Annotated in this window: 21 protein-coding genes; 6 read left to right on the top strand and 15 right to left on the bottom strand. The window is 63.5% G+C overall.

Going from position 1 to position 22,282, the window contains the following annotated elements; genetic code table 11:
• Positions 1-3: 3 nt before the first annotated feature.
• Complete coding sequence (locus QME84_10810; protein MDI6874755.1) at positions 4-702, top strand: DUF2085 domain-containing protein; 699 nt, start codon at positions 4-6, stop codon at positions 700-702.
• Positions 703-898: 196 nt separating this feature from the next.
• Complete coding sequence (locus QME84_10805; GenBank protein MDI6874754.1) at positions 899-1,180, top strand: hypothetical protein; 282 nt, start codon at positions 899-901, stop codon at positions 1,178-1,180.
• Positions 1,181-1,600: 420 nt separating this feature from the next.
• Here the strand turns inward: QME84_10805 and QME84_10800 are convergent, their stop codons facing one another.
• From QME84_10800 to QME84_10730, 15 genes are all read right to left on the bottom strand, one after another.
• Positions 1,601-2,020: a hypothetical protein gene (locus QME84_10800; GenBank protein ID MDI6874753.1), complete on the bottom strand. Its 420-nt coding sequence runs from the start codon at positions 2,018-2,020 to the stop codon at positions 1,601-1,603.
• Between the two features lie 368 nt (positions 2,021-2,388).
• Positions 2,389-4,056: a murein biosynthesis integral membrane protein MurJ gene (gene murJ, locus QME84_10795; protein ID MDI6874752.1), complete on the bottom strand. Its 1,668-nt coding sequence runs from the start codon at positions 4,054-4,056 to the stop codon at positions 2,389-2,391.
• A 58-nt stretch (positions 4,057-4,114) separates the two neighbouring features.
• Positions 4,115-6,052 carry a DUF6049 family protein gene (locus tag QME84_10790; protein ID MDI6874751.1) on the bottom strand — a complete coding sequence of 646 codons (1,938 nt, stop codon included), beginning with the start codon at positions 6,050-6,052 and terminating at the stop codon, positions 4,115-4,117.
• Positions 6,053-6,150: 98 nt separating this feature from the next.
• Positions 6,151-7,050 carry a GNAT family N-acetyltransferase gene (locus QME84_10785; GenBank protein MDI6874750.1) on the bottom strand — a complete coding sequence of 300 codons (900 nt, stop codon included), beginning with the start codon at positions 7,048-7,050 and terminating at the stop codon, positions 6,151-6,153.
• 24 nt (positions 7,051-7,074) lie between these two features.
• Complete coding sequence (locus QME84_10780; protein MDI6874749.1) at positions 7,075-7,851, bottom strand: sulfite exporter TauE/SafE family protein; 777 nt, start codon at positions 7,849-7,851, stop codon at positions 7,075-7,077.
• A gap of 24 nt (positions 7,852-7,875) precedes the next feature.
• The gene (locus QME84_10775; GenBank protein ID MDI6874748.1) at positions 7,876-8,340 is read right to left on the bottom strand and encodes a YbaK/EbsC family protein; all 465 of its coding nucleotides are present in this window, start codon (positions 8,338-8,340) and stop codon (positions 7,876-7,878) included.
• Between the two features lie 131 nt (positions 8,341-8,471).
• Entirely contained in the window at positions 8,472-8,660 is a 189-nt protein-coding gene (locus QME84_10770; protein ID MDI6874747.1) for a hypothetical protein, read from the bottom strand.
• 89 nt (positions 8,661-8,749) lie between these two features.
• Positions 8,750-9,373: a small multi-drug export protein gene (locus QME84_10765; GenBank protein ID MDI6874746.1), complete on the bottom strand. Its 624-nt coding sequence runs from the start codon at positions 9,371-9,373 to the stop codon at positions 8,750-8,752.
• Positions 9,374-9,596: 223 nt separating this feature from the next.
• Positions 9,597-12,110: a primosomal protein N' gene (gene priA / locus QME84_10760; protein MDI6874745.1), complete on the bottom strand. Its 2,514-nt coding sequence runs from the start codon at positions 12,108-12,110 to the stop codon at positions 9,597-9,599.
• 283 nt (positions 12,111-12,393) lie between these two features.
• The gene (locus QME84_10755; GenBank protein MDI6874744.1) at positions 12,394-12,864 is read right to left on the bottom strand and encodes an A24 family peptidase; all 471 of its coding nucleotides are present in this window, start codon (positions 12,862-12,864) and stop codon (positions 12,394-12,396) included.
• A 64-nt stretch (positions 12,865-12,928) separates the two neighbouring features.
• On the bottom strand, positions 12,929-13,108 hold the full coding sequence (locus QME84_10750) for a DUF4244 domain-containing protein (GenBank protein ID MDI6874743.1): 180 nt from the start codon (positions 13,106-13,108) through the stop codon (positions 12,929-12,931).
• A 206-nt stretch (positions 13,109-13,314) separates the two neighbouring features.
• Entirely contained in the window at positions 13,315-14,166 is an 852-nt protein-coding gene (locus tag QME84_10745) for a type II secretion system F family protein (protein MDI6874742.1), read from the bottom strand.
• A 3-nt stretch (positions 14,167-14,169) separates the two neighbouring features.
• A complete protein-coding gene (locus tag QME84_10740) occupies positions 14,170-14,868 on the bottom strand; it encodes a type II secretion system F family protein (GenBank protein ID MDI6874741.1) in 699 nt (232 codons plus the stop codon).
• A gap of 152 nt (positions 14,869-15,020) precedes the next feature.
• Complete coding sequence (locus tag QME84_10735) at positions 15,021-16,280, bottom strand: CpaF family protein (GenBank protein ID MDI6874740.1); 1,260 nt, start codon at positions 16,278-16,280, stop codon at positions 15,021-15,023.
• 4 nt (positions 16,281-16,284) lie between these two features.
• Positions 16,285-17,532, bottom strand: coding sequence for an AAA family ATPase (locus QME84_10730; protein ID MDI6874739.1), 1,248 nt, complete (start codon positions 17,530-17,532; stop codon positions 16,285-16,287).
• Positions 17,533-17,629: 97 nt separating this feature from the next.
• On the opposite strand from QME84_10730, the gene QME84_10725 reads away from it, so the two are divergent.
• From QME84_10725 to QME84_10710, 4 genes are all read left to right on the top strand, one after another.
• Entirely contained in the window at positions 17,630-17,848 is a 219-nt protein-coding gene (locus QME84_10725; GenBank protein MDI6874738.1) for a hypothetical protein, read from the top strand.
• A gap of 202 nt (positions 17,849-18,050) precedes the next feature.
• Positions 18,051-19,163: a PQQ-binding-like beta-propeller repeat protein gene (locus QME84_10720; protein ID MDI6874737.1), complete on the top strand. Its 1,113-nt coding sequence runs from the start codon at positions 18,051-18,053 to the stop codon at positions 19,161-19,163.
• Positions 19,164-19,345: 182 nt separating this feature from the next.
• Positions 19,346-20,080 (top strand): hypothetical protein, encoded by a 735-nt coding sequence (locus QME84_10715; protein MDI6874736.1) that lies wholly within the window; start codon positions 19,346-19,348, stop codon positions 20,078-20,080.
• Between the two features lie 696 nt (positions 20,081-20,776).
• Positions 20,777-22,282: hypothetical protein (locus QME84_10710; protein MDI6874735.1), on the top strand; the 1,506-nt coding region annotated here is incomplete at its 3' end.

The following is a 22,282-nucleotide window of genomic DNA, read 5'->3' as shown; positions in this document are numbered from 1 at the left end:
CGGATGGGCTTCTGGGACCGCTGGTTGTGGGAACTGGGCTTCGCCATCTGCCATCAACGGATGGACCGTCTCCTCCTCTTCGGGGACAGGCCGCTCTTCGTATGCGCCCGGGACACGGGCATATTCGTTTCCTTCTTCGCGCTCCTCCTGGCTCTATCACTGCTGCGGGGCGAGAAGAGGGCCGGAATGCCTCCCCTCTCCGTGAACTTGCTCTGTCTCGCCGGGGTCCTCTTCCTGGGCTGGGAGGGCCTGACCAGCAACCTAGGGTGGAGGGAATCCACCAACCTGCTGCGCTTCCTCAGCGGCACGGCGGGGGGCGTGGGTTTCGCAGTTCCGGTGGCCGCCCTTATGAACCGTGAGGTATGGGGGGGAGACGCCTCTCGGCGGATCATGGGCGGGGCACGCGATCTCCTCTTCGCTTCGGCCGTCCTGCCGATTGCCCTGGTCGTCTATCTCCTGCGGCCGGCTCCTCTTTTCCGCGTGGCCCAGTTGGGGCTGCTGGCCTCCATCCTGGGCACCATCTGGTCCTTGAACCTCTTGTTGATATCCCTCCTGAAACCCCGGCGGAGGGAGGGGGCGCTCAACGCGCGCTTCGCCACCGCCTTCCTCTTCCTCGCCCTGGAGCTCGCCGCCTCTTACGGCCTGCACCGTATCTTGACCGGGGAGGGCCCTGTCTTTTGGGCGATCGCGGTGTTCCATTGACGCCTTGAAAGAAAGGACGCCGTGGATGAAGGTTTCTCCTCCTTAACAGCAGAAAGGCTCCCTCAATTCACCACTTTCACCGTCTCCCCGAGAAATAGCCCTCCCCCTTTTCCAAGAGGTAAAAGGCTCACCTTTGTTGTATATTGGTTTAGACCGGCGGCGTCGTCCTCGGTGATACACGTCCAGGAGGTCCGACATGCACGCAAGAAAGGAAAAGCTCCGGGTGGAGATCTACACCACCTCCCACCGCATTTTGGCCGACTTGCACATCTTCGCCGGGGCCAGGTTGACGGACATCATGCAGTCCAGGGAAACGCAGTCCTTCTTCGCCCTCACGGACGTGGAGGTCTATAACCTGCATACCGGGGAGCTCCTCTTCCGTACCGATTTCATCGACATCAACCGCAACCACATAGTCCTCATCCGACCCGTGGAGATACCCCAGCGCAACCGGGAGGAGCTACGTCCCTCCTTCTGAGTCTCGGGGGCTGCAAGGCTTGATGCGCTGGCCGTGGATGACCTTGGTTCACGGTCGAGCCCGGGCCATGTCCCGCGGGGCACGTTTTAAGCTTACGCTTCATTCGTGGTGATCTAAGGGCCTTGATGATCATGGCCCGAGAAACCTTTTCTTCAAGCCTGGAAGGAACGCTCATCGGCGGGAGGGAATGTATCCGGCCTTAAGGCCTTGAGCCGCGGCGCCCAAACCCCGTATGGCAATTGTTGCCATATCGCTTAGCGGATGTGCATCGCCGGGGTGGGTGCTTCATATCAGGCCGATCTTTGGGTTGGGATATCCTGGAGCCGGCCCGGCATGAATTTCCGTCAGAGAATGCCCTGCCCTCCTCGTGGATGCCCCGCTTGTCGGGGGACCCAAGAGGGCGACCGGCATTAATTTCCGTCAGAGAAGGTCTTGCTCTCCCACCGCCCTGGCCTCGGTATAAGGCGAGAGATAACCTACGTGCTGGAAAAAGAAGGTATTGACTATCTTCCGGACCGGGACGACTATTCTGGCCGGCCTCCCCGTCTGGTCGTACTCCACACTGATCTCGCCGTCCAGGCGCGCTCCTCTCTCGTCGAGGAGCTTGACCACCTTGGACCGGACTTCCTCCATGTTCCCTCGCCTGTTTTGATAGGTGTCGGCGGCCAACTCGGCGGCATCTTTGGCCGTTCCCCGGGTGGCTATATGGTTGGCTATTATCGGGCCGCACTGGGAGATGATGATCCCGATTACCAAGGCCACCAGGAATATGCGCAGGACGTAGGTCCACACCTGTCCGTCCTGGGAGGAGAACTCCTTCCGAAGCCTTGTGCCGTGCATTTCCAGATTTCCTCCCACCGGGAGTTCTAACCCGCTCCGTTTCGCCCGGGAGTTCTTTTTGGAATCCTCCCGATACATCAAAATTTTCGACCGGAGCAGCGTTTTCCCTTTAGTTGGATGGCGGGCCCCGGAGCCGGACGACTCCCCGCCGTTCCCGGGGAGAACCGTGCTGGTTTTCGCGCCCGGTGGATCCCTTTTTCGAACCGCTTCCCGCCGTATGGGCGACGCCGCGCAGCTCCCCTCCGAGCACTGCCTGGAAGGGAAGCGGGGGATTCGGGGTTTCTCATCGTCCCGGCCGAAGTATCGGGATGTCCAGGGTTCCGGGACGGAAAGCGACGCGCCAAGCCTTTGGACGGCCGCCGCGCGGCTCAGTTTGACCGTGCCCTTCTCCGCGCCCTCTCCAGAAAGCGCGAGACCATCTGCTTGACGGCCTCCAGTTCCTCCATGCGCAGCGCGTGGGCCAGGAAGAAATAGACGACCAGCCCGTTCACCATGGGTAGGGCCATGAGCAGAAGGTCCCTGAAGAGTCCCGCATGGGGATGAAGTTCCTCTATGAGATGCTGGGTGGCGAAGACCACCAGGGCCATGGCTCCGCCCGCCGCCAGCGCCTTGGACAGCGTAAGAAGGAGCTTCCTCCCTCCCATCCTGCCCAGGCGCAGGCGCAGCACGGTTCCGTCCATGAGCATGGAGAAGACGTAAGCGGTGGTGAAGCCGAGGGCCAGACCCTTCACCCCCAGCCAGCGGAAAAAGAGCAGGTTGGCGCCGATGTTCACGGCCACCACGAAGCAGTTGATGATCATGGGGGTGCGGGTGTCCTGCAGCGAGTAGAAGGTCTTGGTGAGCAGCATGTCGATGGAATAGGGGACCAACCCCAGAGCGAAGAAGAAGAGCACCCCGGAGAGGAGCTCGGTGTCCCCTGCCTTGAAGAAACCATGCTGGAGTAGGAAGCGGATTATGGGCTTGTTGAGCATGAGGTAGACCACCGCGCAGGGCACGATCACCAGCAGCGTGGCGCGCAGCCCTAGGTTGGCCGTCTCCTTGAACCGGGACATGCGGCGCAGGGCGTAGTGCTCGCTCATGGCCGGGAATATGGCCGTGATGATGGAAACGGCGAAGACCCCGTAGGGAAGCTGGAAGAAGAGCTGGGCGTATTGGTAGGAGGGTACGCCCCCGTCCACCTTGATGGCCAGGGCGAAGACGAACCAGGTTCCTACCTGCCAGAGGAGAATGTAACCCAGGAGGGGCACGGCGAGGCGGCCTATCTTGCGGATGGCCGGGTGCCTGACGTCAAGGGTGGGGGTGTAGCGGACCCCGATGCGGAAGAGCATGGGGACTTGCACCAGGGCCTGGGCCGCCACGCCCAGGGTGGTGCCCACCCCCAGCACCACCAGGTGGAGCTGGTTGTCCCGGGGTCCCGGGAGGAAATTGAAGAGGATCACCGTCCCGATAACCACCAGATTGTTAGCGATGGGGGCGAAGGCTGGCGCCGTGAAATGGCGGTGAGCGTTCAGGAGGCCCCCGATTATGGCGCTCAATCCGTAGAAGATGATCTGGGGGAGGAAGAAGCGCAAGAAGAAGGCCGCCTGGTCCCTCACCACCTGGGTGGTGACGTCCCCCGCCGAGTAGGAGCCGAAGACGGTCATGAGGCGGATGATGAGCGGGCTGGCCATGATTCCCGCCACAGTCACCACTCCCAGGATGATCAGCGAAAGGTTGGTGACCGCGCTGGCCACGTACCAGGCCTCCTCCTTCGACCGCGTGCTCAGGTATTCCACGAACACGGGGATGAACAGGGAAGCTATTATCCCCCCCATCACCAGGTCGAAGATCATGTTGGGAAGGGAGTTAGCCAAGTTGTAGGTGCTGGGAAGGTTGGTCCTGCCGTACTGGAGGGTGAGGCCCAGGACGTAGGCCAGGGAGGCATAGCGGAGGAAGCCGGTCACGCGGCTGAGCGCCGTTCCCAGGGCCATTATGCCGGCATTCCGGGCGAAGGCTTGCGGCTCGTCCCGCGATACGTATATGGAATCATCTTCCATGCCGCCCTCGACCCCCGTTTATTATCCCGGCCCCTGCGCCCCCATGCTTCTTGCCGCCTCAACTCTTGTTTTCCCGGCGCGCGTGCTTGCCCCCCCGGATGTTGCGCCATATCCGGCGCAGGAGCATGCCCAGGCCCACCATGCCCAGGAGGCAGACCAGGAGGACGACCGCCAGGGTATTGATGATGGAGGTGTTGACGGTGATGGTCGTGCGGTCCAGCACCAGCCCGTTGGTCTCCAGTTCTATGTCCACCAGGAAGGACCCACGGCGGTGGGCGCTGATGGGGAGGACGAAGCGGTTTTCCCTGGGTTCCACCTGGACCTGCAGCGTGTTGCCCTCGGGAAAAGCGAGGTTGGGGTTCTCCATCCTCAGGGTGGCGCGGATGGGGAAATCCAGCTCACTAAGTATGTCCACGCTCAGGTTGCCCGTGGTCCCGGAGAGGGTGACGGAGCGCTTGCGGCCGATGCTTATCCTGGAAGTCCACCCGGCCAGGTATTCCCGCAGGCTGTTGAGGAAGTTGCGGGTGGCGTTCTGGTCGGTATCGTCCGAGAAGCGGTGGTTCATCCCCAAAAGAACCAGCCTGGAGAGCTCTCCGGGAAGGGGATGGTCGGCGGGCACCACGGCTGCGGAGAAGGAGAGCGCCTGGTCCCGCAGCGGAGCCAGCCTCGAGGGATAATCGGATGCCTCCTCCGCGGATTCAGGCACCTGGACGGCCACCCCTTCCAGGGGGAACTGGTCGCGGTTTAAATCCTCCAGGCGGCGTACCTGAACCCAGGGGCAGCTCTGCAGGGCGTCGTAGAAGGCCTCCAGGAATTCCCGGCCGGGCAGGAAGCCGGGAGGGAAGGCCAGGACGCATGACCTTATAGCATAGGGCTTCTCCCTCTGCAGGACGGCCAGTTCCGCGATGAGGTTCTGGACCAGGTGGCGGGGGTCTCCCGCCGCCGACTCCTCCAGGTAGGAGTAGATGGATTCGTCAAGCACGAAGCCCTTGATGAGGCTACCCTTGGAATTTACCAGCCGTACCGGCTGGGAGATGGTGGTCCCCCGGAGGAGATTCCTCCCCGCAGCGCTGTACTTGAGGACCTCCTGCGAGATAACGGTGTAGTCCATGCCTCCCTCCACCATTCTTTGCATGCAGGAGTCGGTGAGGCGGAAGGAGGGGTTGACGAAACCGGTGCTCTTGGCGTTAGGGAGGCCGATACCCTGGATACCCATCCTCACCTGGTCATCCACCTCTTCCTCCCAGCCCGGGGCCTCGAAGAGCTCCAGGTTGGAGAAAGAATAACTGGTGTTGAGCAGGTCCACCCGGCCTTCCGCGACCAGCCTGGAGAGCCTGGCCAGTATCTCCTGGGCTCCCTTTCCCACCCCGGCGTCACCTTCAGCTGGTCCACGGGAAAGGTTTACCAGTTCCTGGTAGACGAACAACGGAAGAACCAAGCTGCTGGCCATGGCCGGCCTTTCACTGAGGGTCTCGAGCAAAGAGTAGAAGAAACCGGGCTCGGTGGAGGAACAGGCCGCCGCCAGTCCTCCGTCCAGTGGATTCCCGCTGGCGTCGGTAGTGGGCAGGAAATCCAGGGTCCAGAGAAGGGAAAGGTTGAGAGGGTAACCGGTCTCCGGTTTCATGATCACCATGAAGTTGCGATCCTTTCCTACCACTTCCCCTTCCCGCACCAACCTCATCTCGTAGGGGTAAATGCCGGGCGCCAGTCCCAGGGCGGAGGGTTCCAGCGCGAAGGACATGGTGTTCCGGCCTTCCCCTGGAGCGAAGCTGGTAAGCCTCCGGGTGAAAAGGGGATAAAGTTCCGCTCCTCTCCGGAAAGAGTCCAGGTAGGACCTGGTGATGGCCGGTGAGTAGAGGAGCAGCTGCAGGGTGAACTCTCCCGGCAGCATGTCTGCCGGTATCTGGAGGTCCACCTGGAGGAAAAGCGTCTCGCCGGGCAGGTAATAGAAAGAGCCCGGGCTGGACAGCACCGTTGCCGATATCTCCTGGGCCACGGCCTTTGGCGGCGATGCCGGGTGAAGCGAGGGGTTCAGAAACGAGCCGCATAAAAGGACCGTCAGTGCCGTGAGGATGAGCGCCCTGGGCCGCCGTTTCATCTTCCGCTCCCCGGCAACTCCCGGGAGGTGAGCTGGAGGATGAACCTCTTTTCCCCCGTTTCCCGGAAGCCGAGCTTGTGGTAGAGGGACAGGGCGGGCAGGTTATCCTCCTGGGTATTCACCGATACCAGGGCGGCCCCCATGATCTGTAGGACGTGCAGCAGGCGGCCGGCCAGTGATTCTCCCAAGCCCCGACCCTGAAACTCAGGGTGCACTCCCAGTCGCTGTAGGTATCCCAGCCTACCGTTGGCTCCCCCGATAACATACCCGTATATCCGGCTGCCATGCCTGGCCACCAGGAAGACGTTCCGCAGGCAGGACCCCGATATCCTTACCAGGGTCTGGCGGTCCAGCCTCCAGAAGTCCTCGAATGCCGCTGCATCCGTCTTCAGGACCTCTTCCAGGTCCCTGCCCCGGAAATGGCTGATCCTGATGCCCTCGGTTTCCCGGGGGAGCGGTTCCCCGCGTAGGGCCTTTTCCAGCAGCACCACCCGGCAGTAGGGCTGGAATCCCCAGGAGGCGTATTCCCTGGCCTCCAGGTCGGAGAGGGGGCGGGTAACCAGGCGCTCCGCTCCCTCCGCGAGGCAGGCCTTCGAGGCCCCCCGGATAAGTGCTTCCCTGTCCCGGGGCTCGGCCTTCACTTGCCATAGGGCCCGGGTATCGGAGTGGCTCCTCCAATCACCCACCAGGACGAAGGGAGGGAGGGGAACGTCGCGCCGGGGCAGGCAGTAGATGCGCCCGTGGTTTTCCCGCATGAAGGCCAGGAAGTCGCGACGGTTGCGGAAAATATAACCGCTCCGTATCTCCGGCCAAAAGGCCTTGAAGTCGGCGGGCGGAGCCGCGTAGACCTCGCCTTCGCCGGCCAGGTTCTCCGTCTTCTCCTGCAGGATAGCCATGTCCCTCTTCTTCCGGGCGGCCGCTCAAAGCAGGCCCCTTATCTCCCTGAACAGAAATATTATACCGATGGCCAGGAGCAGTAAGGCGAAGAGCACCTGCACGCGGCGGCTCCGGGCCCGGAGGGTGAAGAAGGACCCCACGTAGGACCCGGGCATAACCCCCAGGATCATGGCCAGGGCCACCGGCCACTCCACGTGTCCCAGCAGGGAATGGACCGCGCTTCCGGGAAGGGCCAGGAAGGCTATGACCACCAGGGAGTTGCCCAGGCATTCCTTGAGGTCCATGTGGAGCAGGAAGTAGAAGCCGGGCACCAGGATCACGCCTCCCCCCAGTCCCAGGAAACCGGAGAAGAATCCGGCCAGGAAACCGATTAGGGCCAGGAGGGATACCGGATGCCCGCCGGGACGCCCCTCCGTCCTTTCGCCGTAGGGGCTCTCTCCTCCGGCCGAGGCGTAGGTCCGGTAGGCCAGGTAGAGGAGGAGCAAGGAGGTGATGATCATGATGTACCTGGTGTCCAGGAGAGAGGTGACGGAGGAGCCAATGAGCGTCCCCAGGCAGCCGAACAGGGAGCAATAGAGCACCACGCGCGGGATTATCTTCCCGGCCCTCCAATAATTGAACCCTCCCACCACGGCGGAGGGGAGGATGATGGGAAGCGGGGTTCCCAGGGCGATGTCCGAGGAGCGCATGAGAAGCAGGCGGATGGCTGGGGTGGTTATCACTCCACCCCCAATGCCGAAGGCCCCGCTGGTGAAACCGGAGGCAAAACCCAGGAGAACCGCGAAGAGGAATTCCGGCATGGGCAAGGGGAAACCCTCCGGCGGTCAGCGCACCACGTCGACGATCTCGGCATCCGTGGCGCGAACCAGGTCGTAGGACCTTATCTTGAGGATCATCTCCGGCTCTCCACCCCCGGTGTAGACGACGTCCTCGCGCAGGGCCTGGAGGTCTATGTACCTGGGCATTTCCGTCTTCAGAGCCACCGGAGGCGTGCAGCCGATGAGATACCCGGTAAGCTGGCGCACCTCGTCGGCGCTGAGCATGCGGAGCCGGGAGACCCTCAGCTCCCTCTTCAGCTTGCCGTAGTCCACCGTGCGGTCCCCGGGGATCATAACCATGATGGGACGGCCGTCGGCGTGGAAGAGGACGGACTTGATTATCTGGTGGGGTTGCAGCCCCAGGACCACCGCCGCCCTCTGCGCGGTGCGGGCGGGTTCCGGAATACGCCTGAGCTCGTGGGGGATGTTGGCGTTCTGCAGGTGATTATGTACATCGACGCTGCTGAGCAAGGCAACCTCCTCTCGGGCGAACAACACGCTTCCCATTCGGCCGGTGGGGCCGAGGGCGCGGGGTCGTCTCGATTATATCAGGGGCTGCGCATCAGGAATGGCGGCCTGGCCGGGCCGGGGGATGGCGGCGACTACTTTAAACCGCCCTTACGGCCTATTTCCTGGAAGAATTTGGTGCCGTACCTTTCCTTGGTGGTCTGGCCCCCCTTGCGGCCCCCTTTCTGGCCGATCCGCTGGTAGAACTCCTTGCCGTACTTCTTCAGCGTGGTCTGTCCCCCTTTCCGGCCCGCCTCGCTTCGGCTCATCTTGCGCTCGGCCATGGCACATCCCTCCTCCTATAAACCTGCATACGGGAAAGCGACGCAAGCTCCCATAACTTTACTTACCCAGCTCCGGCGGTTTTCTAACCTTACTCCGCCGGGGCATCTTCCTTCTCCCGCCGCATGGCGAGCCACAGGAAGGCGAAGAGGACGGCCATGGCCGCGGCGGAGACGAGGGTGACCCAGAGGGGAACGGAGGATACGAAGTAGACGACCAGGGTGACCACCACCCCGGCGATGAGCACCCCGCAGGTGATGGCTACCATGGCGCGCCGGAAGGGAACCCCGAAGACGAAGGCCGCCAAAGCCCCGGACCAGGCCCCGGTGCCCGGGAGGGGGATGGCCACGAAGAAACAGAGGGCCAGGTCGCGCCAGCGCTCGAAGGAGCGGCTGTGCTTGCGCCGGGTGCGGGAGAACAGCCAGGTGAAGAAGCGGTCCATGGGACGGGAATGGCGGCGGAGCCAGTCGGAGACCGGCCCCAGCAGGAGGAGGATGAAAGGTATGGGCACCATATTGCCTAGGATGGCCCAGAAGAAGGTGCTCCACAGGTCGGCCTTCCAGGCGCTGGCCGCGGGGATGGAGCCGCGCAGCTCTATGAAGGGGACCATGGAGATGAGGAAGGTGCGCAGCCATACCGGAATGCCCGCCAGCCATTCCACGTAGGACGGCGCGCAGAGGACCCTTCGATAAAGCGGTTGCAGTAAAGGATACATGACTTCCTCTCGACCTTCCCGAACACGGGTCGCGGTAATCTTAACACTTTTTGGGTTGGCAGGTCATCGTTGGGGAAAGCATAAGAGGTGGAGGTGGCGTGCTTTCCGGTGCACCTGGGCCTCCGGATGGATGAGCGGCGCGCGGGGATGAGCCGGAAGGCGATCGCTTGCAGGGCCGGCATGGGCTGATGATCGCACTCGACTTTCCGAAGACCGCCGGCCTTCAAAGAAGGGTGACCGGATCCACGTCCACGGCCAGGGAAAGGTCTTCCAAGGGAATACTTTCCCTCCGGCAAAACGAGGAACGCCAGCGGTCGAAGGATTGCACGCTCGCTCGCAGCTTCTCCTCCAGCTCCCCGGGTACGAGGATTTTCAGGGTGAGATGAAAGCGGTACCTCCCCTTGAGCCTGGAGAGGGGAGCGGGAGCGGGTCCCAGCACCACGCCCGGTCCGTCCGCCGTCCTCGAGCGGAGATCCGCAGCCAGGGCCTCAACCGCGGCGCGGGCATGCTCTTCCACCGGGGCGCTCACCACCAGGTTCACCAGCCGGCAGAAGGGCGGATAGACGGCCTCGCGCCTGAATTCGAGCTCCCGGTTATAGAAGCTCTCCGGGTCACCGCGCAGCGCGGCCTGTATGGCGTAATGTTCCGGGCAGTAGCTCTGGACGATGACCCTGCCGGGGAGCCTCCCCCTTCCTGCCCTGCCGCTTACCTGGATGAGGAGCTGGTAGGTCCTCTCGCCGGCCCGGAAGTCGGGGAAGGCCAGGGAGGTGTCGGCGTTAATGACCCCCACCAGGGTCACGCTGGGGATGTCCAGGCCCTTGGCGATCATCTGGGTGCCCAGGAGCACCTGGGCCTCGCCCCGGTGGAAGGATTCCAGAATTTCCCAGTGAGAGTTCTTGCGGGCGGTGGTGTCCGCGTCCATGCGCAGGCACTTCAGGACGGGAAGCAGCCTCCGCAGTTCCTCCTCCACCCTTTCCGTCCCCACTCCGGCGTAGCGATGGACCTCATTCCCGCATTGGGGGCAGACGAAGGGGGGGCGGAGAGCCCAGTTGCAGTGGTGGCAGAGCAGGTGGGAACCCCGGGCGTGGTAGCAGAGGCTGACCGAGCAGTCGCGGCAGCGGAATATGTACCCGCAGCCGTGGCACTGCAGGAACCTGGCGAAGCCGCGCCGGTTGAGAAAGAGAATGGCCTGCTCGCCGCTTCTGTGCAGCTGGGCGAGCGCGTTGAGCAGCCTGGGGGAGAGGATGGTCCTTTCGCCTCCCGCGTTGAGCTCGCGCATGTCCACCAGTTCCATCCCGGGGAGGGGCCTTCCGTCCACGCGGGAGGGCAGGACGAGCGGGATGTACTCCCCGGTCCGGGAGGCGTGATGGCTCTCCAGGCTGGGGGTGGCGCTTCCCAGCACCAGCACGGCGCCGCTGAGCTCCGCCCTTTTCCTGGCCACCTCCCGGGCATGGTAGCGGGGCGGGGAGCTCTCCTTGTAGGTGGTCTCGTGCTCCTCGTCGATGACGATGAGGCCCAGGTCGCGCAGGGGGGCGAAGAGGGCGGAGCGGGCTCCGATGACCACCCGGTATTTTCCCTCCCGGATGCCCCTCCACTGGTCGTACCGCTCCCCCAATCCCAGGCGGGAGTGGAGCACGGCCACCTCTTCTCCCAGGCGCCCCTTGAAGCGCTGCACCATCTGCGGGGTGAGGGCTATCTCCGGGACCAGGACCAGGGCGGTCTTCCCCCTCCGGAGGGCGTGCTCTATGGCGTGAAGGTAAACCTCGGTCTTCCCGCTTCCGGTCACCCCCTCCAGGAGAAAGACGCCGCCACCCCTGTCCAGGGCAGCCGTTATATGTCGCAGCGCCTCCTCCTGGTGGGGGTCGAGGACGTGCTTCTCGGCGGCGGGAAAGGAGCGTTCCGCAAAGGGGTCGCGCAGGCGCTCCTCGAAATCGAAGCGTATCCAGCCCGCTTCCGCGCAGCCGCGCAGCACCGCAGAGGAGGTCCGGCTGACCCTCTGCAGGTGGGTGGCGTTCATTCTCCCCCCGTGTTCGAGCAGGGTCTGGAGGAGGCGGCGCCTGGCGGCGGTCAGTAGACCTTCCCCTCCCTCTCCCAAGATCCGGGCGCCTTCAGGGGTGAGTGCCGCCATCCTTATCCGCACCCGGGAGGCCTTCGGCCGGGGAAGGGCGTACCTGCGGTTGATGATTCCTCCATTCTCGAGTTCCCTTAAAAGAGCGGAGGAGAGCCTGCCGCCCAGCGCCTCGCGGAGCTCGGGAAGGGACACCGGGCCTCCGGCCCGGGAAAGGGCCAGGAGGATCTCCCTCTTGCGCCCGGAGCGTTCCGGGACGGCATTCAGCGCTTCCCGGGGGTCCACTGCGAGTTCCACCAGTTCCACCACCCTGCGTGCCCGGCCAGGGGGAACCACCAGGCGCAGCGCCTGGGATAGGGTGCACAAGTACCGCTCCGAGATCCAGGAGCAGAGCTCGAGCATGGTGGCGTCGAAGGCCGGCGGCTCGTCCACGACGGCCTGCACGTCCCGGATGGAGGGGAGCTCCGGGCGGACGCAGAAACCCACCACGTATCCCACGTGGAGCCGGTTCTGCAGGGGCACCAGGACCAGGCTTCCCGTTTCCACCCGGGAGACGAGTTGAGGCGGGACCCGGTAGGTGAAGGAACGGTCGAGTTGGCGCGCCGGGGCGTCGATGATGACGTCCACGAACCGTTCCTCGTCCGCCGCGTCTTCCTTCCAGCCGGGCATGGGTTAATTATAGCCCCGGGGTATGACCGTCACGCCCGGCCGCGGGATGCCCCCCCTGCGTATCTCGGCGGAGCACCCTCTTCGCATGGCGGCGCGGGTAGACTAGGGTATTGACTGGAGGGTATTGACTGGACGGGTTCCTCGAATCGCGGAAAAGAACTTCCTGACGCGTGCCTATCCCGCACCCCTCACATGACGGCGAGGACCACAAGCCCGGCGTCGGCTCACATACTTGCCTTCAATCTCCGGAAGGTCTTCCTCATGCATGGCTATCTCGCTCCTTTCACATAACGGCGCGGGTAAGGAAAAGGGCGGCGGCGAGGAAGAGGATGCCAGCGTAAGGAAGGGTTTGGAAGACCGCCTCCCGGGCTCGCGGCGCGCGGTTCACGAGGGGTGCAGCGCGCCTCGCCAGGAGGGAAAGCAGGGCGATGCCGCCCCCGGCGCAGGCTCCCCAGAAAAAGGAGGTGAGGAGAAGGGAGGGGCCGGTGAAAAGCCCGATGATCGCCAGCGATTTGACGTCTCCGCCCCCTACGCCTCCCAGCAGGAAGAAGGGGAGCAGCAGGGCCGTGCCCAGGAGGAAACCCGCTCCGCCTCGGAGGAGGTCCGAGCGCCCTCCCCAAGCGGCGGCGGCCGCTCCACAGATCAAACCCGCCAGTATGAGGCGGTTGGGCACCTTCCTCCAGCGGAAGTCGAAATAGGCGGCGGAGAGCGCCAGAACCCAGAGAAGGAACGCCTTCACCGGCCCCGTTCCCATTTCCCGACTCCTCGTGCCTGGATCTTGCTTCCGAATTCGTTTAACGTGGCATAAAGCGGCGCCTTCAGCCCAGGCCGCTCATCAGCTGGTGGAAGATCTTGTTAAAAAAGCTCTTGATGACGTCCGTTCCGCCGGCCCAGGCAATGAGTGCCCCGGCGATGGCCGCAGCACCAAGGATGACCAGGGCGTATTCCGCGGTGGCCTGGGCAGACTCGTCAACCAAAATTTCCAGTGGATGACGCAATGTCTTCACCTCCCGTCACCTTGAAAAGAACTGCTCGGGCATCGCTGTCATACTCGGACCTGGCATCACCTCCTTCCATCGTGAGCGCCGGCCTTCCCGGTCAAGCGCCTTCGCTTCAAGGAACGCCGATCCCGCCCGTCCTTCCGCGGCGGCATATGCGCGTGTTCAAGGGCACCCCGGCCCCGGCATCACCTCCCTTCCGCCTTTCAAAGCGAGCGGCCGATGATCATGCTTCCCACGGTCAGGAGGAGGAAGCTGGGAAGGATCATGAAGACCAGGGGAAAGAGGACCATGACCGATACCCGTGCCGCGCGGACCCGGTTCCTCTCCCTCCGGGCGGAACGCATCTCGGTGGCCAGCTGGGAGAGGATCTCCGAGACCGGAGCCCCGCTCTCCTCGGCCCGCATGAGGGTGCGGGCGAAGCGCCGCAACTCGCGGCAGGGATGGTCGGCGACGCGCCCCAGGGCCTCGACCAACCCCTCGCCCAGCCGCAGGCCCTCCGCCACTCCCTCCAGTTCACGCCGGGTCAACGGGTGATGGGCTGCGGAAAGAGAATGCTGGAGGGACCGCTGCAGGCTCTCTCCCGCGTAGCACAGCACGGCGACCAGATCGACCACCTCCGGGAGGTCCGCGCCCAGGGCCTCCAGGGCGCGGCGCCTCCTGCGCTTGAGCCAGAGGGGCGGCACCCGGTTGCCGGCGACGTAGGCCAGGGGCAGGACGGGCGCCGCCGGTAGTCCCAGGGGAAGGAGCGCCAGACATAGAGCCAGCCCGCATAGCCTCCGCACTCCTAGGTACCGGCGGGCGGTCCAGTTCAGCCCCGCCTCCCGGACGAGGACCTCCTCATCGCTCCCGACCGGACGGGGAAGGGGTTTTCCCAGCCGGTCGACCAAGTTCCAGAATATGGTATGGCAGGAAATACCATAACTCGTCCAGCGCCGGTCGCTGTCCTCGGCTCCCACCAGCCGTAGGGCCGCCTCGCGACGGTTTCGGCCGCCCCCCAGCGAGAGCAGAACGCAAAAGGTAGAAAAAGCAACCAGCAGAGAAACGAGCACCTCCACGGCTCATGCCCCCTCGGTCATCCGTCTTATCACCAGGAAGGCCGCTCCGTTGAGGGCCAGGGCCACCAGCGCCATCAGGTTGCCCGTCGGCGTGGCCAGCATGGGCCTGAGGGAGGAGGGGTTCAAGGCCGCCTGGATGGAGAGAAAGGCCAGCGGAAGGGCGGAAACCAGGTAACCCGAAGCCCTGCTCTGGGAGGTCACCATCCTCAGTTCGCGACGCGCCTCCAGTGCCTCGCAAACCCTGTTCCGCATCCTGTCCAGCACCCGCGGAAGGTCGCCGCCCCGACCGTGCAGGAGCCCCAGGACGGTCAAGGTGAGGCGCAGGGAGGGAGAGGTGGTGCGCTCCGCCGCGCGGAGCAGGGACTCTTCCAGGCCGCCTCCGGCATGTATCTCCCTGACCAGCTCTTCCAGTTCCGCCCCCAGTTCAGGCCCCACGTCCTCCGGGCAAACCTGCAGGGATTGCTGTAGGGAAAGATTGGAGCGGAGCGATTGGTTGAGGGAATCGATGAATTCGAGGACCTGCTCCTCTTTCTTCGACTCCTCCCTTCTCCCGCGGTATTCCCGGAGGAATCGGCGGAGCGGGGGCAGGAGAAGGGGAGGGAGCAAGCAGAGGAGCGGGTTCCGAGTGAGCACCAGGATCGCCGCGCAGGCGGCGGGGACGAGAAGGCGTTCCCTCCTGCCCGACAGGAGGGCCCTGCGCATGACTCGCCAGAACCCCTCCCGAACAGGGACTTCCTTGGTTGGGGCGCGGCCCTCCCCCTCGAGGAAGGAGAATGCGCGCTCCCGCCTCTCCAGGCCCAGGTGGGTGAGGAAGAGGAGCGCACTGCAAGCGAGGAGTAAAACCGAAGTTAATATCATGAGGTACGCGGTCCGGTGGCGGCCGCTTTCACCCCCTCCCGCTTGCGCTGCACCGGGTTGGAGGCGCAGGGGTCGGCGAGATACCGCAACCTGGCCGGGGTCTCCAGCCCCGCTGGACCTTCCGGTTCCAGGCTCCGCAGCCTTCCTCCCCCTCCATCTTCCCTCTCCATGACCGCTATCTCCCTCACCCGCCTGAGACCCTCGGCGTTCCTTTCCATGTGCACCACCACGTCCACCGCCCGCTCGATCTGCCGGCGCACCGCCTCGGCCGGAAGGCCCACCCCGGCGGTGAGGGCCATGGTCTCCAGGCGGGAGAGGGCGTCCAGGGGCGAATTGGCGTGGATGGTGGTCATGGAACCCCGGTGGCCGGTGTTCAGGGCTTGCAGCAGGTCCAGCGCCTCCGGCCCCCTCACCTCACCGATGATGATGCGGTCCGGGCGCATGCGCAGGGCGTTGCGCAGAAGGTCGCGGAGGGTCACCTCTCCCTTGCCTTCCAGGTTGGGGGGACGGGTTTCCAGGGGTACCACGTGGGGCTGTTGCAGCCTCAGTTCGGCGGCATCCTCCAGGGTTATGATGCGTTCCCCGGGATGGATGTGGGCGGACAGGGTGTTGAGGAGGGTCGTCTTTCCGCTTCCCGCACCGCCGGATATCACCACGTTTTTCCTGTCCATCACCGCGGCGGCCAGGAAGGCGGCTTCCCACTCCCCGATGGTCCCCCCCTCCACCAGCTCCTGGAGGGTGAAGGGCAGGGAGCGGAACTTGCGTATGGTGATCACCGGGCCCAGCAGGGAAAGGGGAGGCAGGATGACGTTGACCCGCGAGCCGTCGGGAAGTCGTGCGTCCACGTAGGGAGAGGCCTCGTCTACGTGGAGGCCGAGAGGGCCGATTATGCGGTCTATGATGCGGTATACTTCCTCGTCCCCCTGCAGGACCACCTGGCTGGGCAGGAGGACCCCGTTCCTCTCCACGTAGATGCGGTGGGGGCCGTTGACCATGATCTCCGTTATCTCCTCGTCGCGCATCAGGCTCTCCAGGGGCCCGAGGCCCAGTATGTCGTCGAGCAGCTTTTGCAGGATTTCCTGCATCTCCGCCGAGCCCAGGACGAACCCCTCCTCCCAGATGACCTCCCGGGCCAGGCGGAGCAAGTCCCTCCGTTTCCGGGCCGCATCGGCCCGGGGATCGAGGACCTTATCCGATCCAGAGAGTCGGTCCCGGACCCTTTCCCTGATCAGGGGATAGATGTCGCCTTGGTCCATCGGTTCACCTCCCGGCGGGGAAGGGGAAGCCCGGCGCCCTCTTTTTCCCCAGGCCGGGGAGGAGGCGTCTTGGGTTCTTTGGCGGGAGGGGTTCTTTATCCCCGTCGAGGAACGCCGTCAGCCGGACCGCCGCCCTGCCAAGGGGCGAGTCGGGTCGGGGAAGCCGCCCCAGTTCGGCGAAGTCCAGCCCGGAGCGGGGATCGTCGGGGACCGTGAAAGTGCTCTCGATACCGACGGCTCGCGCTATCTCGTGGGGCTGCAGGGCGGAGTTGCCTCCATGGCGGTTGAGGATGAGGCGCAAGGCCCGGGGGTCCATCCCGAAGCCGCGTATGGATCGAGCGAGGACGCGGGCGCTGCGTGCGGACATGGCGTCGGCCAGGGTGACCACCGCCAGGGCGCGGCAGGGGAGAAGGGAGGGGAGAAGCTCCTCCGCCAGGTGGCCGGGGAGGTCCACCACCACCGTGTCGAAGAGGAAGTTGAGGTTGCGGAAGAAGGAAGCCGGGATGCGGAAGGTCCGCTCTCCCGCCTTCCGGCGTGGGTGCCCGAAAGGGAGGAGGTGAAAACCTGCGGGGTGGCGGTACATGGATACGCGGGCCATCTCCCAGGAGATGTCCTCCGCCATGGGCAGGAGGTCCACGAGATTCTTTCCCGTTCCGTCCGGCTTGAACATGGAGAGCTGCGAGCGTTCACGGTCCAGGTCCACCAGGAGCACCCGCTTTTCCCGTTCCGCGTAGCAGGCGGCCAGAGTTGTGGATAGAAGGGTGTTTCCCACCCCACCTTTACCGCCGGCCAGTATGACGAGCCCCGGAGCCGGAAGGCGTTTCCCTGTTTCCCCGGTGATCCCCCGCGGCGCCATTCCGCGGATTAGCTCCGCCCTTTCCCTGATTTGCAGGTAGAGGCCTTCCACGTCCGTTCTCGCCGGATCCACGATCCCGCAGAAGGCGAAAGGACCGCGGAAAAGTTGGGGAAGCCCCGCGTTTCCCCCCGGTGGTTCTCCCCCCTGGACCAGGAGGGTGGGGATAAAGCCCGACCGGTCCGAGTAGCTTAGGCCGGCGCCCTCCTCGTCCAGCTCCAGCAGCATCTGGGTGGAGATGAGAAGTATGTCCGGGCGGAAACGGCGGAGCAACCTCCCCAGGTCTTCGGGGGTGCGCGCCACACCGCACGCTTCCAGCAGGGGGTGTCCATCCACCATCTCCGCCAGTCCGGTCACGTCCCCGCTGGGAAGAGCCAGGGCCACCGAAATGATTTCCATCTTACCTCCTAAAATATATATGTTATATAAATATTATAAGTTTAATGATAATGTCAATACGTGACGCGGGGACGGACACCGGCGGAGGAGTATGGAGATGGATAGCGATGTGATGGTGAACTCCGGCGACATTGTCTCCGGCAGGAGACTCCTCACCGAAGAGGAGCGTATGAAGATGGACGGCGATGTGATGATGAACTCCGGGATGCGACGGAACCACGTTGGGGAACATGCGGGACGGCTGCGTTTGAAGCGGCACCGGGCTTGTGCTAAAAAGGGCGTGGGCGGGTCCGCCGGGCGCACGACCGTCGCTTGAGCTGAAGCGGAGGAAATCGGGGGTTGGGCGCGCGATATAAAAAGGGGTCTGAACGGGTCCGCCTTTGCGAATTACCCTGACTCAGGATAAAGCGGTTGAGACGGATAACCGGGAAAGGGACGGTGGGCGGCACGATGCGGGTGAGGCGATGATGTTCGGTCGGAGGGTAGAAGTCCTGCGGCGAAGGTGGCTGCCTGGGATATTGCTGTTTTTGGCGGCCGCGGCGATCGTCTCCTCTGCCTTCTACGTCCGGCGTTCGGGAGGGGTGATCTCCATTGGAGATGTGGACATAGCCATGCCCGGGGCGGGCCCCGCTCACACTTCTTACCTGCCCAGCGCCCCCCGCGGAAACCCGCGAGAGCTGTGGGGCACCCGGCTGGAGGCGGAGATCTCCGGTCCCTGCGCGGTGGCGGGGGGCCGGGTTTTCGCGGCCTGCCGCAACGGGTTTCTATACTGCCTGGACCTGGATAGCGGTCGCCCTCTGTGGCGCTTCGACGCCGGAGGCGAGATAACCTCCATGCCCACGCTCTTCGAGGGCGGCGTGATGGTCTCCACCGCGGACGGCCGCGTGGTCTGCGTGAACGGGGAGGGGAGGCTTCGCTGGGAGGTGGAGGCCGGAGGGTCGGTGCCCTCCTCGCCTTTGCACTCGGGAAAGAACGTCTATTTCGCTTCCCGCGACGGCTTCTTATACTGCGTGGATGCTGGAGACGGCTCGGAGAGGTGGCGTTTCCAAGCCGACGCCCCCCTCGAGGTGTCCCCCTGCCTGTACGAAGGCCAGGTACTGTGCGCCTCCTACGAGGGGACCCTTTTCGCCCTGGATGCCGGTGACGGCCGGCTGCTCTGGTCCTCCCGCCTGCAGGGTGTCCCGGTATCCTTCCCGGTGGCCGACGAGGGACGTGTCCTCCAGGTCACCGACGTCGAGCTGCACTGCGCGGATGTCCAGAGTGGCAAGAGACTATGGTCTTACGCGCTCGGCCCCACGGTTCTCTCCAACCCGGCCGTGCGGGGCAACCAGGTGGTCGTCCTGCAGGGAGAGCAGGGGGAGGGTTCCGTCGTGCTCTCCCTGGACGCGAGGACGGGCGACCAGCTCTGGCGTGCGGCTTCCGGGATGGAGGCCGGCCGGACGAACATCCTGGTCACCAACCGGGATGTCTACCTGGCCGGACCCGACCGGGTGCTGGCCCTGGAGTGGGAAACCGGGGTGCCTACCCTGAGGGCTGACGTGGAGGGCGTGATTCCCTGGACGCTTACCGTGACCGAGGATCGCCTGCTGGTAGGAACCACGAGGCGCAAGGTTTTTTGCCTAGGTGATTAGAAGAACGATACGCATGACGAGGGAACCCGCGGTTTCGCCGTGTTTCCGTATTCGACCGGGGAACGCGGGCGACGGGACGCGGGTTTCGTAGGGAGCACAGGGAGGGCGTTTGACGTCGATATAGTATGTATATTCATGAGGGCAAACTTGAATTGGGCGGAAAACGAGAACGAGAAAGGGTGATGAGATTGAAGCGCATCCTATCTTGCGGGGGAGGTCGCTGGCTGGTGGTGGCCATGGTATCCGCGACCTTGTGTTTCTTCCTGGCCGCCTTTCCAGGTTGCGGCAAGGGTGAGCCGACCCTGGAGGAGATCTGGGAGAAGTCGGCGGAGGCCCAGGAGAACGTCGCATCACTACACATGGAGATAGCCATATTTTACCAGAACACCAAGTTCGGCAGCGGGCAGATCCAGACCTATACCGTCGATGTGAGCGGGAACAACGTTCACCTCCAGAATTCCATCTTCGGCCATACCTTCAGCGAGGTGATCGTGGTGGGCGGTAAACAGTACAGCAGGGCCATGGGGCAGAAGGAATGGCAGGAACAGCCGGTGAGCCTCACGGCGCAGTCCGCCACGGAGCAGGTGCGGGGGCTTGCCAACCTCCCCTCCGTCGCCTCCACCAAGGAGAACAAGGGGCTGGAGAAGGTGGGAGGCAAGGAAGCCTATCACCTCTATTTCGGGCTGGCTCCCGGGGAGATACCCAACCTCTTCTCCAAGGTCCCGGTCTCGCAGCTCTCCGCGGCCAGCGGCGCGGATGTCGACGTATGGGTGGAGAAGGACACATATTACCGCATCAAGTACGAAGCGGTCATCCGCAATGTCCTCATCGAGGAGAAGATCGGGTACGGCGACGTGCGCATCGTGACCAACATAACGGAGATAAACCAGCCCATAAGCATCAGCCCGCCTTCCTGACCCCGTGAAGGATTGACCCGGGCGCACAACGCGCCCGGGTTCTTTTATGTGACGGCATCCGTTGGTGGACGCGCGGCAGGCCTCTTCACTTCCGAGGAGCCGCAGGCTGATGAGGTGCAGGCTGACCGGGCAACCGGGCCTCGATCTGTTTACGGGCGCGGGGTCGTTTAAGGGGAGCCGATGTTTTGGGATGGGCTCGGGGTTGTCAAGCAAGCGTTACGGGAGTGTTACGTTTCTGTAAATATTTTTTGGGAAAGGTATACGGCTGCTAAATGTTGAAAGATAGAGCACCGATATTTATCAATGGGTAACATGTGACAAATTCGCTTTTCATATACAAGGGGGGGATGATCGAGGTAAGGGAACTGGGGCTCCGGCTGAACGCCCCGGGGAGGCAAAGACCTGGAGGCTAGGTAAGGGGTGCGTGGGTTGATCGATTTTTCCTTTGTGTGTCCGGGCGGGGGGCCTGGAGAAAACCTTTTATGTTCTTCGCGCACTTCAAGTGCTAGTCGCCGTTGTCATCCTGCCTACACTTTCCTTCTGCGATCTGAATACCACCTCATTTATGCGTTCTTTCACGCGTTCTCGCTTATGAAACCGGGCTTTTCTCGCCTTTTGTCGTGTGCCCGGAGGTTCGGGATGACTTAAACCTGAGGACGCGGAGCCAGAAACGGTGAAGTGAAGGGGGTTGGGGACATGCTCATCAACAGGACGCTTCAGAAAGTGATCAATTTGGCGGTCATCGTTGCGTTGGTCGCCCTGCTGGCAATGGGGGGGTTGATGGCTTTACCCTCACGAAGTCCCTTCGGCCCGCTGATGGGCAAGATATTCAATTCCAGGAATAACTTGGTGGGCATGTTCAACACCCTTGACCCCAAGGAAGTCGCAAGGGCCATCAATGAGAACCCCGACCTGGTCGCCGAACTTCTCCCCCTCCTGCAGGCGGATATACTGGCCGCCGCGGTCAACGAAAACCCCGAGTTCATAAACAGCTTGGTCGCCTCCCTCGATCCCCAGGTGGCGGCGGAGATCGTGAACCAGAACAGCGAGTTCGTGAGCCAGGTTATCCCCTACCTCGACCCCCAGGTGATCGCCGATGTGGTGAACAACAACTACTCTTTCCTGGTTGAAGTGGCTCAATACCTGAATCCCTTTTCCGTTGCCTATGTGATCAACAACAACCAGGAGTTCGCCATCCGGGTGGTGGGTGCCCTTGACCCCCGGGTAATCGCCCAGGTCATCAACAGCAACGCCACCTTCATAACCCAGGTGGCGGGGCTACTGGATGCGGAGGTTTTGGCGAGAGCAATCAACGAGAATCCTAACCTGGCCATCGAGCTGGTGGGCCTGCTAGACCCCCGGGTAGCGGCCATGGTGGTGAATGCCAACGGCAGGTTCCTGACCTCGGTGATGTCTTTGCTGAACCCCAGGGTGCTGGCCGGTGCGGTCAACGCCAATGGCCCCTTCCTGGTGCAGCTCCTGGGATACCTGGATCCCGAGGTCATAGCCGATGCCCTGAACAACAACGAGCAGCTGATGAACGACGTCGTGGCGCTCCTGGAGCCCGACTTCATTGCTTCCATCATCAACAACCAATCCTTCGTCACCCGCTTGATCGGTTACCTTAACCCCGCTTCCATCGCCGGCTCCATCAACGCCAACGGCGGCTTCGTGAGCGCTCTTCTGGGGTACCTGGACCCGGGTATGGTGGCCAGTGCGGTTTCCGACAATTACGCCTGGCTGGATGCGCTGATCGGACAACTGGACGGTGCCCAGCTGGGACATATCCTCGACAACAACGCCGCCTTCATGACCGATTTTGTGGGAGCCCTGTCGCCCTCCACCATAGCTGACGTGATAAACGGAAATGGTGCCTGGGCGGTAAGCCTCATCTCCGAACTTGACACGGGGGTCATCGCCGGGATCATGAACGACCCGGCCACGGTGGCCTTCATAAACGCCCTCCTTCCCCAGCTGGACGCCTCGGCCCTGGCGGGGATCGTCAACGGCAACGGGGCCTGGGTGGCCGACCTCCTCTCCGGGATCACCCCGGATACGGTGAACACCCTGATCGCAGACCTTAAGCCCTGGATCACGGGGACCCTGCTCCCCAACCTGGATACCGCGGCCATCGCCGGCATCGCCAACGACCCGGCCACGGTGGCCTTCATAAACGCCCTCCTTCCCCAGCTGGACGCCTCG

The organism is Actinomycetota bacterium (assembly GCA_030019255.1).
Lineage (GTDB): Bacteria > Actinomycetota > Geothermincolia > Geothermincolales > RBG-13-55-18 > Solincola_A.
The sequence above is the reverse complement of the archived record's forward strand: the minus strand, read 5'-3'. Positions and strand labels throughout refer to the sequence as shown.

Coding starts and splice junctions, on each gene's coding strand:
- QME84_10810 (MDI6874755.1), top strand. CDS start 4: ATGGGCTTCTGGGACCGCTGGTTGTGGGAACTGGGCTTCGCCATCTGC.
- QME84_10805 (MDI6874754.1), top strand. CDS start 899: ATGCACGCAAGAAAGGAAAAGCTCCGGGTGGAGATCTACACCACCTCC.
- QME84_10800 (MDI6874753.1), bottom strand. CDS start 2,020: ATGCACGGCACAAGGCTTCGGAAGGAGTTCTCCTCCCAGGACGGACAG.
- murJ (MDI6874752.1), bottom strand. CDS start 4,056: ATGGAAGATGATTCCATATACGTATCGCGGGACGAGCCGCAAGCCTTC.
- QME84_10785 (MDI6874750.1), bottom strand. CDS start 7,050: ATGGCTATCCTGCAGGAGAAGACGGAGAACCTGGCCGGCGAAGGCGAG.
- QME84_10780 (MDI6874749.1), bottom strand. CDS start 7,851: ATGCCGGAATTCCTCTTCGCGGTTCTCCTGGGTTTTGCCTCCGGTTTC.
- QME84_10770 (MDI6874747.1), bottom strand. CDS start 8,660: ATGGCCGAGCGCAAGATGAGCCGAAGCGAGGCGGGCCGGAAAGGGGGA.
- QME84_10765 (MDI6874746.1), bottom strand. CDS start 9,373: ATGTATCCTTTACTGCAACCGCTTTATCGAAGGGTCCTCTGCGCGCCG.
- priA (MDI6874745.1), bottom strand. CDS start 12,110: ATGCCCGGCTGGAAGGAAGACGCGGCGGACGAGGAACGGTTCGTGGAC.
- QME84_10755 (MDI6874744.1), bottom strand. CDS start 12,864: ATGGGAACGGGGCCGGTGAAGGCGTTCCTTCTCTGGGTTCTGGCGCTC.
- QME84_10740 (MDI6874741.1), bottom strand. CDS start 14,868: ATGCGCAGGGCCCTCCTGTCGGGCAGGAGGGAACGCCTTCTCGTCCCC.
- QME84_10735 (MDI6874740.1), bottom strand. CDS start 16,280: ATGGACCAAGGCGACATCTATCCCCTGATCAGGGAAAGGGTCCGGGAC.
- QME84_10730 (MDI6874739.1), bottom strand. CDS start 17,532: ATGGAAATCATTTCGGTGGCCCTGGCTCTTCCCAGCGGGGACGTGACC.
- QME84_10725 (MDI6874738.1), top strand. CDS start 17,630: ATGGATAGCGATGTGATGGTGAACTCCGGCGACATTGTCTCCGGCAGG.
- QME84_10715 (MDI6874736.1), top strand. CDS start 19,346: ATGAGATTGAAGCGCATCCTATCTTGCGGGGGAGGTCGCTGGCTGGTG.